The organism is Arthrobacter sp. SPT-J7, from assembly GCF_059089965.1.
The window spans coordinates 144,791-157,375 of the sequence record NZ_JBNHFF010000009.1 but is presented as its reverse complement, the minus strand read 5'-3'; the positions used below and the strand labels follow the sequence as shown (position 1 = coordinate 157,375).

At 66.3% G+C, this 12,585-nt stretch carries 11 protein-coding genes; 9 read left to right on the top strand and 2 right to left on the bottom strand.

Going from position 1 to position 12,585, the window contains the following annotated elements:
- The 6 genes from AC5RWX_RS15095 to AC5RWX_RS15070 all read left to right on the top strand — a co-directional run.
- Positions 1–629, top strand: a 629-nt coding sequence (locus tag AC5RWX_RS15095) for an HNH endonuclease (protein WP_494097592.1), incomplete at its 5' end; no start/stop codon positions are given.
- Positions 630–732: 103 nt separating this feature from the next.
- Positions 733–1,407, top strand: coding sequence for a DedA family protein (locus tag AC5RWX_RS15090; protein WP_493938920.1), 675 nt, complete (start codon positions 733–735; stop codon positions 1,405–1,407).
- Positions 1,408–1,918: 511 nt separating this feature from the next.
- Positions 1,919–2,308, top strand: coding sequence for a GntR family transcriptional regulator (locus AC5RWX_RS15085; protein ID WP_493938890.1), 390 nt, complete (start codon positions 1,919–1,921; stop codon positions 2,306–2,308).
- Complete coding sequence (locus tag AC5RWX_RS15080; RefSeq protein WP_493938891.1) at positions 2,305–3,234, top strand: ABC transporter ATP-binding protein; 930 nt, start codon at positions 2,305–2,307, stop codon at positions 3,232–3,234. Before AC5RWX_RS15085 ends, AC5RWX_RS15080 begins: the two co-directional genes overlap by 4 nt.
- Positions 3,231–3,920 carry a hypothetical protein gene (locus AC5RWX_RS15075; protein ID WP_493938892.1) on the top strand — a complete coding sequence of 230 codons (690 nt, stop codon included), beginning with the start codon at positions 3,231–3,233 and terminating at the stop codon, positions 3,918–3,920. Before AC5RWX_RS15080 ends, AC5RWX_RS15075 begins: the two co-directional genes overlap by 4 nt.
- A gap of 122 nt (positions 3,921–4,042) precedes the next feature.
- Positions 4,043–5,059 carry a 3'-5' exonuclease gene (locus AC5RWX_RS15070; protein ID WP_493938893.1) on the top strand — a complete coding sequence of 339 codons (1,017 nt, stop codon included), beginning with the start codon at positions 4,043–4,045 and terminating at the stop codon, positions 5,057–5,059.
- Between the two features lie 60 nt (positions 5,060–5,119).
- Here AC5RWX_RS15070 and AC5RWX_RS15065 read toward each other — a convergent pair whose 3' ends face one another.
- On the bottom strand, positions 5,120–6,040 hold the full coding sequence (locus tag AC5RWX_RS15065) for an SDR family NAD(P)-dependent oxidoreductase (protein ID WP_493938894.1): 921 nt from the start codon (positions 6,038–6,040) through the stop codon (positions 5,120–5,122).
- A gap of 3 nt (positions 6,041–6,043) precedes the next feature.
- Positions 6,044–7,144 carry an ADP-ribosylglycohydrolase family protein gene (locus tag AC5RWX_RS15060; protein WP_493938895.1) on the bottom strand — a complete coding sequence of 367 codons (1,101 nt, stop codon included), beginning with the start codon at positions 7,142–7,144 and terminating at the stop codon, positions 6,044–6,046.
- 146 nt (positions 7,145–7,290) lie between these two features.
- Here AC5RWX_RS15060 and AC5RWX_RS15055 point away from each other — a divergent pair, with 146 nt between their 5' ends.
- From AC5RWX_RS15055 to AC5RWX_RS15045, 3 genes are all read left to right on the top strand, one after another.
- On the top strand, positions 7,291–8,265 hold the full coding sequence (locus AC5RWX_RS15055; RefSeq protein WP_493938896.1) for an MIP/aquaporin family protein: 975 nt from the start codon (positions 7,291–7,293) through the stop codon (positions 8,263–8,265).
- A gap of 92 nt (positions 8,266–8,357) precedes the next feature.
- Positions 8,358–9,518 carry an exonuclease SbcCD subunit D gene (locus AC5RWX_RS15050; protein WP_493938897.1) on the top strand — a complete coding sequence of 387 codons (1,161 nt, stop codon included), beginning with the start codon at positions 8,358–8,360 and terminating at the stop codon, positions 9,516–9,518.
- Positions 9,515–12,553 (top strand): AAA family ATPase, encoded by a 3,039-nt coding sequence (locus tag AC5RWX_RS15045; RefSeq protein ID WP_493938898.1) that lies wholly within the window; start codon positions 9,515–9,517, stop codon positions 12,551–12,553. The genes AC5RWX_RS15050 and AC5RWX_RS15045 overlap by 4 nt, the downstream gene beginning before the upstream one ends.
- Positions 12,554–12,585: the final 32 nt, after the last annotated feature.

The following is a 12,585-nucleotide window of genomic DNA, read 5'->3' as shown; positions in this document are numbered from 1 at the left end:
TGCGGAACCTGAAGGTCGGCGGGGTGGAGGATGTCTGGGTCCGGCGGCTGTATACCGCGCCGGGAACCGGGCAGCTGCTGGGCATGGACTCGAAGGCCCGGAAGTTCCCGGACGGGATCCGGCGGATGGTGATGGCCCGGGACGCGTTCTGCACCGGGCCCTGGTGCGATGCGCCGATCCGGCAGATCGACCACATCGTCGCCCACGCCGACGGCGGGCCCACCAGCCTGGCCAACGGGCAGGGGCTGTGCGAGCGCTGCAACCAATCGAAGGAAGCCGACGGCTGGTCCGCCAAACCCGTCCTTGGGTCCCCGCGCAGCGTGGAAACCACCACGCCGACCGGCCACACCTACACCTCCACCGCCCCACCCCTGCCCGGCACCACATCCAGCGAACCGACGGCTGACCCAGTGGTTGCTCCGCGAGGAACGCAATCTGCCATCGAAGCGCCGGAATCAACCGAGGGCCAGGCTGGACGAGGCCAAACCGGACGATCGGGTGACGCGGAAGCCAGGCATGTGGCCGAACGCCGGGGCCATGCACGCCTGGAACTGGCGAAGTGCCGCCGACGCGCACGGCTGATGCGGCGTCGTATTCCTCACGCCCGGCAGACCATCGATTTGGGTTGAAGCGGGCCAGCGGCACCGTCCGGCTGTCTCTGGGTGGTCGGTGGAGCCGAACCCGGTTCGGACTATTGAGCGGGGTAAGGCAAACTTGTAGGCGATGAGCATGATGACCCTTTCCTCCCTGTCAGGCCACCTCCCCGCACAAACCTCTGGCGATACCAGCGCACTCACTGGTGTAGCAGACTGGGCCGTCGGCTTGATGGAGACCATTGGTGCCCCTGGTGCCGGACTGGCCATCGCGTTGGAGAACCTTTTCCCTCCGCTGCCCAGTGAGGTGGTACTCCCGCTGGCTGGCTTCACTGCGAGCCGCGGCAATTTCGGTCTCATCGAAGCGCTGATCTGGACCACGCTGGGCTCGGTCTTTGGCGCCTGGGCGCTGTACGGTCTGGGAGCCTGGCTGGGCCGGAGACGGATGCGCGCCATCGCAGCCAAACTTCCGCTGATCGATTTGGAAGACGTGGACAAGGTTGAGGCCTGGTTCAACCGACATGGCTACAAGGCTGTGTTCTTCGGGCGGATGATCCCCATTTTCCGAAGCCTGATCTCCATTCCCGCTGGCATCGAACGCATGCCCATCGCCAAGTTCCTCTTACTAACCAGTGCCGGCAGCCTGATCTGGAACACCATCTTCGTGCTCGCTGGCTTCTATCTGGGGGAGAACTGGCACATTGTGGAGCAGTACGCGGGCATCTTCCAAAAGCTCGTCATCGTCGTCGTTGTTCTTGCGTCGCTCTACTGGCTCACCACGAGGATCCGCAAGATCCGCAACCGCCGGAGCTAGCACCCACGGCCTCTGCGCCGGTCTGTTGCTGAGGCCTGCGACTGACCCGCGTCTGTCCTACGTGTGCGTCCGAAAACACCTTTCCTGAAGCACCACCTGCCTGCCGCCGCTGCACAGCGCCGCTCACGTACCCGTGCGCCCTCCGGGTTGTCCAGAAGGCTGCCCGCCCTAGCCCCGGCTCGCCGCCCGAGCTGCCCCCGCCATACGCTGCCGGATTCTCCCGCTCGCTCATTAGGCAGGGCGCACCTACGTGCCGACGGCGTCGCAGTCCCACTCGCTGTCCGGCAATGCACTCGCGGGCCGAGCCAGCGCGACCTGCTGCCCGACCAACGCGCACCCGCGGCGCCCACTAGCGCGAGTATGCCGCCGGACCAGCGCGGACCGCCCGCCCAACCCGCCTCGAGGACACGACACTTTCTTGACAGGCGATTCCGACGTTGTATGGTTAGCTACATCAGCAACTAACCCCTCTACCGAATAACCGGCGGAGGTGACCAAGGAAGGAGCGGCTGTGATCGACGATTCAAAGCCGATCTTCCTGCAGATCGCGGAGCTCATTGAGAACGACATCGTGGACGGGACGCTTGCCGAAGAAAGCCAGGCGCCATCCACGAATGAGTTCGCCGCGTTCTACCGGATCAATCCCGCCACTGCGGCAAAGGGAGTCAACCGCTTGGTGGACGACGGGATTTTGTACAAGAAGAGGGGGATCGGCATGTTCGTGTCGGCCGGTGCCCGCTCCCGGTTATTGGCCCGAAGGCGCGACGACTTTTTCCGGGAGTACGTCCAGCCAATGACCCGGGAGGCACGAAAGCTGGGCATCAGCACCGCACAGCTGACAGAAATGCTCCACCGCACCGAGTCCACCAGCGACATGACAGAGGGAAACGTGTCCCAATGAACAACCCGACTACACCCGCCGCCATAGAACTGCGGCAGGTGACCAAGACGTACCGCGATGCCAAGGCGCTGGACGACGTCACCCTGCGATTGGAAGGCAACCGGATCTACGGCCTGCTGGGCCGCAACGGCGCCGGCAAGACCACGATGATGTCGGTGCTCACCGGCCAGGGATTCCAGAGCAGCGGGGAAGCGCTGGTCTTCGGCCAGCGCCCCTATGAGAACGACGGCGTGCTGTCCCGGATCTGCTTCATCCGTGAATCGCAGAAATACCCCGAGGATTTCAATGCGCGGCGGGCCTTCAAGTCCGCGTCCATGTTCTTCAAAAACTGGGACCAGAAGTTCGCGGACCAGCTCGTTGAAGAATTCCAGCTGCCGCTCAAGCGGCGGATCAAGAAGCTCTCACGCGGCCAGCTCTCCGCCGTCGGAGTGATCATCGGACTGGCGTCCCGCGCGGACATCACGTTCTTTGACGAGCCGTACCTGGGGCTGGACGCCGTGGCCCGGCAGACTTTCTACGACCGGCTGGTCGAGGACTTTGCCGCGCATCCGCGGACCATCATCCTCTCCTCGCACCTGATCGATGAAGTGGCGAACCTGCTGGAGCATGTGGTCCTGATCGACCGCGGCCGGATCATTTTGGATGACGACGCCGAGGCCATCCGCGGCACGGCCGTGACGGTTGCGGGCAACGCCTCTGCCGTCCAGTCCTTTGCTGCCGGCCGGGAGGTGCTGCATCGCGAGTCGCTGGGCTCGTTGGCCTCGTGGACAGTGGAAGGCCGGCTGACGAATGCCGAGCGCGCCGAGGCGGCCGAACTTGGCCTGGAGCTGGCCCCGGTGTCGCTCCAACAGCTGGTGGTGCGCAAGACCATGGCAGCAACCGATGCTGTCCTCGATACCAACTCCGAGCTGGAGGTCCTGAAATGAACCGCGTCGTCAATGTTGCGCGCATGCAGCTGATCAACAAGTGGACCTTCCTGGGGATCCCAGCCCTCATCATGCTGTCCGCCTTCCTGATCACCCTCGCCATCTGGGCGATGATCCCGGCGAGCGGCGAGACGTTCTACTCCGGGGCTTCGCAGGCGGTGATGTGGTACTTTCTGGCGCTGGGCATCCAGTCCCTGACCCTCACGTTCCCGTTCTCGCAGGCCATGAGCGTCAGCCGGAGGACCTTCTACATCGGCACGGTGGGGCTGTTCGCCGCCGTGGCGCTGGCCATCAGCGTGCTCTACTACCTGATGGGCCTGGTGGAAGTCGCCACCAACGGCTGGGGTTTCAACGGACAGTTATATGCCCTAGGCTGGATCGCCAGTGAGCATGCCGTGGTGCAGATCCTGTTCTACTTCATCGCCATGGTGGCGCTGTTCATGATCGGTTTCTGGTTTGCCACTATCTACAAGCGCTGGCAGGCAACCGGGATGTTGGTCACATGGATCGCTATCGCTGTGGTCCTGATTGGCCTGCTGGGGCTGACCAGCTGGCAGGGTTGGTGGCCGGCGGTGGGGCAGTGGTTCGTGGCCCAGACGCCGCTGAGCGTTTCCGGCTGGACGGCGCTGTTCTGCGCGGTTCTGGCCGTCGGCTCCTACCTGACCCTGCGGCGCGCCACCCCCTGATCCAGGGCCTGATCACCGCGCAAGACAGCAGTCGCGCGGCGGTTCCCGCACATTGAGCGGGAGCCGCCGCGCCGCGTGCTGGCGGACCGGAACTGTCCTGGCCATCAATTAGGGTTGAGCCCGTGGCAGTTGACTTCACGGCGATCGATTTCGAGACGGCAAACGGGTTCAGGGGCTCACCATGCTCCGTCGGCTTGAGCAAGGTCCGTGGCGGCCGGATCGTCGAGGAAGCCTCGTGGCTGATGCGCCCGCCGGAAGGCTTCGACCATTTCGATCCGCGCAATGTCCAGATCCACGGCATCACTGCAGGCATGGTTGCGGCAAAGCCGCGCTTCGGGGAACTGTTCGCGGACATAGCAGACTTCATCGGCTCCGACGTGCTGATCGCCCATAACGCCGCCTTCGACATGGGAGTCATTCGGTCGGCACTGGAAGTCTCTGAACTTTCCGGCCCGGCCTACGACTACGCATGCACGGTCATCCTGTCGCGGCGCAGCTACTCGCTGGTGTCCTATTCGCTCCCGTTCGTGGCCGAAGCGGCAGGCGTGCCGTTGCTTAACCACCACGACGCGGTGGCAGACGCCCGGGCCTGCGCCGGCATCATGATCGACATTGCCCGCCGGAATTCGGCCGGGAACATTCCGGACCTGCTGACGGCGATGCAGCTGCGCACCACCCGCCTTGAGGCCTATATCCACGGAGCGGCGGCCGTCTCGAAACCCACGCGGACGGCGCTGGAACGCCAAACGCTGGCGTCGGCCGGGGGCGCGGCACCGTCTTCCGCCTGGACGTACTGGCCGGACGAGGGCAGCAACCCCGAGCCGAACGAAGACGCCGACGATTCCCACCCGCTGTACGGCCAGACCGTGGTGTTCACCGGCAATCTGGGCCTGTCCCGCCAAGAGGCGAAGAACCGGGCGGCAGAACTGGGCGCCCGGCCAGCCAGCAACGTGACCCGCAAAACCACGGTACTGGTGGTCGGAGACGGCTTCGTCGCCTCGGACCTTAAAAGCGGCCGGGTTACGGCCAAGGCGCATAAAGTGCTGCAGCTGCACGGCAAGGGCCAGCAGATCGAGGTACTCTCCGAAGGCGAGTTCCTGCAGATGATCGGCGGCCGCTGGCCCGCGCACAGCGCCTGACTCGAAGCGCCTGATTGACGGCGTCTGAGATGGGAAGCGCCTGACTCGGAGCGCCCAGCATCAGAGCTGCAGGCTTACCCCGGTGAGCTCTTCGGACAGGTCGATCAGCCGGGAGGCAGCGTTGCGCTCGCGGGCATGCCGCTGCGGCTCAACGAGGGCGGGGCGCCCGGTCAGCTGGAAGCGCCCGTCGGGGCCCCAATAGTCGCCGTTATGCACACCGTCGCCGGCCGCCGCTTGCACCAGCGGCCACGCTCCCGCGTCCTTGCCCTGCGCCACCAAGCCGAACAGCAGCCGCTGCCAGCCGCTGGGCGGCTGCGACAGCTGAAGCCCGGGCCGGTCGGGGGTGAAGTACCTCCGGGCGTACCCCGGATGCGCCACCACAGACGAGGCGGGCGAGGCCACCGCGTCCAGCCGGTGCGCCAGTTCGAAACCGAAACTCATCACCGCGAGCTTGGACAGGGCGTAGGACCGGTAGCTGGAGTACTTCGCCGGTATCGCTGCCCGCCGGAAGTCCGGGCGGACCCAGCGGTGGCTGATGCTGCCCACGTGCACCACGCGGCCGCGGCTGAGGGTCAGTGCAGGCATCAGCCGGGCAATCAGTGCAAAGTGGCCCAGATGGTTGGTGCCGAACTGCAACTCGAAGCCGTCGGTGGTGAACTGCAGCTCCCTTGAGCCGATGACGCCGGCGTTGGCCAGCAGGGCATCGATCCGCCCTAGACCAGCCAGATCCTCCGCGGCTTGCCGCACCGAGTCCAGGTTGGCCAGGTCGAGCAGCTGGAAGCGCGCGTCGGCACCGGGCACCGTGCTCCGGATTGCTTCCATCGCAGCGCGGCCGCGCGCTTCGTTGCGGGCGGCCATCACCACCGTAGCTCCGGCCGCGGCCAGCTGCTCGCTGGCGAAATAGCCAAGGCCGGCACTGGCGCCGGTCACGATGATCGTCTTGCCGTCCTGGCGGGGCAGGGCGGCCGGGTCGTGGCGCATGCCTTAGCCCTGGGTTTGTTCCAGGAAACGCGCCGCCATGCCGAGGATGACGTCGGGTCCCTCCAGGGCTGCCAGCCACTCGGCGGGCAGCGCAGCTTCACCGTAATGAGCGCCCAAAAGGTTGCCGGCCAGGCTGCCGGTAGCGGCGCTGTCGCCGTCGTGATTGATCGCTGTGGCGACGCCCCTGCGGAAGTGTTGCTCCGGCGTCGTACTGTCTGCAGTAGCCAGGACCGCGTACAAGGCGATGGATAGAGCCTCTTCCGCCGCCCGGCCTTCGCCAAGTGCCGCGGTCAGGTCGGCAGGTGCCACGGCTCCGTGGGCGGAGAGCTCGACGGCGGCCCGCAGGCGCCCGGCCAGGTCAGCGGCCCCGGCGTCCTGTTCGGTGCGGGCCAGCATGGCCACGGCGGCGCCCGGCAGGGTGGCTTGTTCATGCACCAGCAGCCGGATCAGCGTCGCCAAGGTGGCCGCGCTGCGGTGTGCCGCTGGATGGCCGTGGGTGAGCGCAGAGCCGTCGGTGGCCAGCCGCTGAACGGTCTGGTCGTCGACGAACGGCAGCAGTCCGAAGGGCGCGGACCGCGTCACTGTGCTGCCGTCTTGAGCGTCCGGATTAACCGGCCGGGCGCGGGTTCCCATCTCGCCGGTGGCCAGCCCGGACAGGCAGGCCTTGGCCGGCGCGCGCCGCGCATGCAGCACCGACTGGCCGTCGATCCAGCGGGGCAGCGGCTCCGGCGCATTCTCCGGGAAGCGGCCCTCCTGGGTTTTGTGCCAGCGGAGGTAGGCGAGCCAGAGGCAGGCGGCTTCGTCCGCGGCGGTGCCGGCGTTGGCCCACTCCAAGGCCTCGGTCAACCCGTCGAGGGTGTACAGCGTCAGTTGCGTGTGATCGGTGAAATGCCCCGGCTCGGGTAGTTGTGAGAAGTCCCGCAGCCCGTCGGCCCCAAAGCGCCCGGCGACGGAGTCGTACGAGTCTGATGTAACGGCTGCTCCCAGCTGGTTTCCCAGCGCGCCGCCCAGCAGGCAGCCGCGCACCCGCGAGGCGTAGTCCGGGACAGTGTGCGCAGTCGGGTCGCTGGACCGGGAACCGGGGAGCGGGGCATCGGTAATCACGACTACCAGCTTAGGCGTGAGCGCAAAACATTTCGCCCGCGGCGCTTCCCGGTAGCGTTCAGGGTTTTCCCAGAACCCGGTGACAGAGTGGAGTAGTTTTGAGTCAATCGCCGGCGTCCCGCCGGCCCGGCAGAAGGACAGTATTCATGGCAGCAGCCCATCCGGCGGCGTCGGCCCCGGCCGTCCCCGCCGCCCCACTCCGGCTTGGCGAAGGACGCAGCTACTCGGCCCGGATCGGTGCCGAGTTGGCCGGTTCGTTCTTGCTGTTTTTCGGTGCGCTGGGAATCGGCATGTTCAACCCGCAGGGCACTTTCGGCGTTCCCTTCGGCTTCGGCTTTGCCGTGGTTGCCGGCATGCTCGCCTTCGGCTACATCTCGGGCGGCCACTTCAACCCGGCCATCACGCTGGGCAGCGCGTTCGCGGGGCGCACTTCTTGGAAGTCGGTGCTGCCTTATGTTTTGGCGCAGCTGGTCGGCATGTCGCTGGCAGCGGTGGTGCTGTGGGTCATTATCGGCAGCCATCCGGCCGGCTCGCAGTCGGCCAGTGTGTTCGCTTCGATCGCCAATGGCTACGCCGGCGGTGATGAGCTGGGCTTCTCGATGGCCGGCGTTTTCCTGGCCGAAACCATCGCGACCGGCCTGCTGGTGGCCGTCTACCTGGGCGCGACCTCGTCCCGCGAGCGGTTGCGCACCGCCCCCTTTGCGGTCGGCCTGGTCTTCGCCGTGCTCACCGCAGTAATGCTGCCCATCTCGAACGCCGGCCTGAACCCGGCCCGCTCCACCGCTGCGGTGTACTTCGCCGGCGGCGGCTCGGTGGGCGAGCTGTGGCTGTTCTGGGTAGCGCCGCTGCTCGGTGCCCTGATTGCCGGGCTGCTGTACCGCAGCGCCGAAATGGTGCCGGCGTCGCGTAGGAAAACGGACGACGGCGGTGCCCCGGTTGTGTCTGCCGCCGCGCCTGTGGAGGGCGCCACCGCCGGGGTGGAGCCGGGCACGAGTGATGTTCCCGACGTCGCTGTGAAGGACCAGCCGGACGGGCCCGCTCCCACGGACGACCAGGGCGCGGCTGAAGCCCGCGATTTCTTTGACCGCAAGCCGAACAAGCCCCGCCCGGACACCGAATAAACTCACGCGGTAACGACAACGGCACGTCCCGATTCCGGGGCGTGCCGTTGCGCTTGCCCGAAACTGTCCTGACCGGCGGCTAGCTTTGAAGCATGAGGTTATTGCACACGTCAGACTGGCATCTGGGGCGCTCATTCCATGGCGTCGGGATGCTGGAGGCGCAGCGCGCATTCGTCGACCAACTCCTGGAAACCGTGCGGGACGAGGAGATCGATGCTGTGCTGATCGCCGGCGACGTGTACGACCGCGCGTTGCCCGGTGTGGACGTTGTGAACCTCTTTTCCGACGCGCTGTCGCGCATCCGTTCCGCCGGAGCCACCGTGATCATGACCAGCGGCAACCACGATTCGGCCACCCGGTTGGGCTTCGGATCCGGCATCCTGGCTCACGGCGGCGTCCATGTCCGCACCCGGCTGGACGAACTGGCGGATCCGGTGGAGCTGGACCTGCGCGGTGCCACCTTGGCCGTGTACGGCATTCCCTACCTCGAACCGCGGATGTGCGCGGAAGAACTCGGCGCTGAAGCCCCCAGCCATACCGCAGTGACGCGTGCGGCCCTGGACCGCATCCGTGCCGACCTTGAACAGCGAAAGACCGGCGGCCCGGTTCATTCCCTAGTGATGGCGCATACGTTCGCTAGCGGCGGCATAAGCTCGGACAGCGAGCGTGACCTGACCATCGGGGGAGTGGGAGCGGTTCCGCTAGACCTGTTCGACGGTCTTGACTATGTGGCGCTGGGACACTTGCACGGACGGCAGAAGCTGAGCGAGACCGTGCGCTATTCGGGCTCGCCCCTGCCGTATTCCTTCTCGGAGGCCGGGCATGAGAAGGGTGGCATCATTGTCGAATTCACGGCGGACGGGCTCAGCTCCATTGAAAACGTCTCTTGGCCCGCCGCGCGCAAGCTCGCCGTACTCAAGGGGACCATGAAGGACCTGCTGGAATCCGCAGACCACGCTTGGGCCCAGGATGCGTATTGCCAGATCACCGTCACGGACGACGAGCGGCCGCTGAAGGCCATGGAACGTCTGCGCGAACGCTTCCCGGACACCTTGGTGCTGAACTTTGAACCAGCCTCCGGACCCCGGAGGGACACCATGAGCTACAGCCAGCGCATTGCCAAGGCCCAAGACGATCTGGAGGTCTGCTGTGGCTTCCTGGACCATGTGCGCTCCCGGCCTGCTGACGAAGCCGAACGCGCGGTGCTGGCGGAAGCGCTGGCGGCGGTGCAGGCTGCGGAGGTATCGGTATGAGAATCCACCGGTTGGAAATGCAGGCCTTCGGGCCTTTCGCGTCACGGGAAATAATCGACTTCGACGAGCTCAGTTCGCAAGGGCTGTTCCTGCTGAACGGCCCCACCGGTGCCGGCAAGACCAGCATCCTGGATGCCATTTGTTTTGCGCTGTACGGGTCTGTTCCCGGCGCCCGCCAGCAGGGCAAGCGGCTGCGCAGCGACCACGCCGCGCCGGAGGCAGCACCCGAAGTTGTCTGCGAGTTCTCGGCGCGCGGCCGCCGCTTCGAAGTGACCCGCAATCCGCAGTGGGAGCGCCCGTCGTCCCGGGCGCGCTCCGGTTCGGTGACGGAGCAGGCGCACACCCTGCTGCGCGAGAAGGTCAACGGTGCGTGGATCCAGAAAAGCGGCCGCAACGACGAGGCCGCCGCGGAACTGCTCTCCGTCTTGGGCATGAGCCTGGAGCAGTTCACCAAGGTAGTGCTGCTGCCGCAGGGCGACTTCGCTGCCTTCCTGCGGGCCGATGCCAAGGAACGCCGGCCGCTGCTGCAGCGCCTCTTTGCGACCGACCGCTATGAGGCTGTGGAGCAAGCGCTGGCGGAGGAAGCTGCCAAGGCGCGCTCGGCTCACCAAGCCGCCGTCGCGGGAGCGAATCAACTCTTGGAAAGGGCGATGGAGGAAGCGGCACGGCATCTGGCTGCCGAGGACATGCCGAACCAGCCGCTGCCTGCTGCGGACCTGCTCGCCGCTTTTGAAACCTCCGTCGCCTCCGCTGCGGCCTCGGTCCAGGCCGCGGCAACCCGCGCACAGGAAGACCTGGGCCAGTTGCGGGACAGCATTGGCAGGCGCGAACAGGCGCTGGCTGACCACGCGGCCCTGGCGGAACTGGAGAAACTTTCCGTTGAGCACCGCCAAGCCGCGGACGGCCATGCCGCGTTAACCGAAACACTGGCCGCGCACCGGTCCGCGGAATTGTTGGCATCGCCGATCCGCCACCGCGACCAAGCCTCGCTCGCGATGGAGCGCGCGGCCAAGGAATTCTTGGACCGGATTGACGCGGCAGAGACCCATCCCCTCTATTCGGCGTTCGTTTCCAGCCGGCCGGAACCCGACCACGCCGGACAGGCGCTGCTCAGCGAGGCGACCGGTCAGCTCTCCGCCGAGCTGGGACGAATCCGGGCTTTGCTGCCTGAGGAACAGCGGCTGCAAACAGCCTGTGTGGAGGTGCAGCGGTTGGAGCGCCGCACCGAGCAGTTGGCGCAGGACCTAGTTGCCGCCACCGCCGCACAGGAACAGCTCGCCGCAACTCGCCGCGACCTGCAGGATGAACTGGCCGCATTGGCGGCAACCCCGGACGACGTCGGCCTGCTCACGGAGCGTCTGGAACAGGTCCAGCAAATCAGGGATGCCGTGGCCGACCATGAGGCCTGTCTGGCCAAGACAGAAGCTGCTCGGGCAAGCCGCGACGCAGCCCACGCCCGGCACCTCGAGTTAAAGGAAGCCTGGCTGTCGCTGCTGGAACAGCGTTTGGACCAAGCGGCAGCCGAGCTCGCTGCCACCCTTGCCGACGGTGATCCCTGTCCGGTGTGTGGCGGCTTCGAGCATCCCCAACCAGCGGTGGCGACCTCCGGCCAGCTGGTCACCCGCGAGCAAGAAGCGGAAGCCCGGGATCAGCAGGCGGCCGCAGAGGCTCGCTACTCCGAGGTCCGCGAGGCCTGCGCAAAGCTAGAGCAGCAGCTCTCCGCCTTGGCCTCGCGCGGCGGGGCCACTGACGCAGCCGAAGCGGCCGCAGCCGTGGCAACTGCCCGAGCAAGCCTGGACCAGGCACTTGCGGTGCGGGACCGGCGCGCGAAGGTGCAGGAAAGTTCCGCAGCCGCCACCCAGCAGCTCGAAGAGATCGGGCAGCAACTGTCGGCTCTGGCTGTTGCCAAGGCCAGTGCCGATTCCGAGCTCAAGGCTTGCACGGAACGCCGGGACGATCTGGAACGGAAGCTGCGCGAGGCGCTTCCGGACGGGAACAGCCTGCACGAACACGTTGCTTCCTTGTCCCGCCTCGATCAGCTTTTGGCGGACGCCTTGGGCATCCTGGGACAGCACCGCCACTGCAGCAACTCCTTGGAGCAGGCGGAGGCCGATCTCGCTTTGGCGATCGACCAATCACACTTCGCCACTGAGGACGAGGTCCGGGTGTCGCTGCTGGCACCGGCACAACTGAAGGCCTTGGAACAGCGCCACCGCGCGTATATCGAAGCGGGCCAGCGGCTGCAGGTGCTGGCGTCCTCGGCCCCGGTCATCCGTGCCCGCCAGGCCCTCGAGAACGGTGAAGTCGCGCCGGGAGCCGAGGAACTGGACGAGGCACGCGCGCAAGCCGAAACCCTGGACCGCCGGCTTCGAGAACACCAGGTCCGGCACGGCGTGCTGGCTGCCTCCCAGGAACAGTTGGCGATCTACCGCCGGCGTTTCGACGAGGAACAAATCCGCTTGGAACCGGTTGCCGCGCGACACGAACTGCTTCAATCAGTGGCGGACACGGTCAGGGGATTGGGCGAGAACGAACGAAAAATGACCCTGACCACTTATGTCCTCGCCGCCCGACTGGAACAGATCGCCGCCGCGGCTTCCGAACGACTGGTTGCGATGACTGACGGCCGGTACACGCTGGTCCACGACGACTCCAAATCCGGCAACAAAAAGTCCGGACTTGGTCTGCACGTCAGTGACGAATGGACCGGCCAGCGGCGCGACACCGCGACGCTCTCCGGCGGCGAGTCCTTCATGGCCTCGCTCGCGCTGGCACTGGGCCTTGCCGACGTCGTCCAAGCTGAAGCCGGCGGCGTGGACATCGAAACCCTCTTCGTCGATGAGGGGTTCGGCAGTCTGGATGAGCAGGCGCTCGAACAGGTGATGGATGCCTTGGAGGGACTGCGCGACGGCGGCCGGGTGATTGGTTTGGTCAGCCATGTGGCAGAAATGAAGCAGCGGATCGGCGCTCAACTGCAAGTCACGAAGGGGCGCCACGGCTCAACCGTTCGCACGGTACTCACCGGGGTCGCGTGACCACCGGTATGATAGTTGTGTTATCCGGGTTG

Excerpts from the sequence above, each read along its gene's own strand:
- AC5RWX_RS15090 (WP_493938920.1), top strand. The coding sequence starts at position 733 with ATGACCCTTTCCTCCCTGTCAGGCCACCTCCCCGCACAAACCTCTGGC.
- AC5RWX_RS15080 (WP_493938891.1), top strand. The coding sequence starts at position 2,305 with ATGAACAACCCGACTACACCCGCCGCCATAGAACTGCGGCAGGTGACC.
- AC5RWX_RS15075 (WP_493938892.1), top strand. The coding sequence starts at position 3,231 with ATGAACCGCGTCGTCAATGTTGCGCGCATGCAGCTGATCAACAAGTGG.
- AC5RWX_RS15065 (WP_493938894.1), bottom strand. The coding sequence starts at position 6,040 with ATGCGCCACGACCCGGCCGCCCTGCCCCGCCAGGACGGCAAGACGATC.
- AC5RWX_RS15055 (WP_493938896.1), top strand. The coding sequence starts at position 7,291 with ATGGCAGCAGCCCATCCGGCGGCGTCGGCCCCGGCCGTCCCCGCCGCC.
- AC5RWX_RS15050 (WP_493938897.1), top strand. The coding sequence starts at position 8,358 with ATGAGGTTATTGCACACGTCAGACTGGCATCTGGGGCGCTCATTCCAT.
- AC5RWX_RS15045 (WP_493938898.1), top strand. The coding sequence starts at position 9,515 with ATGAGAATCCACCGGTTGGAAATGCAGGCCTTCGGGCCTTTCGCGTCA.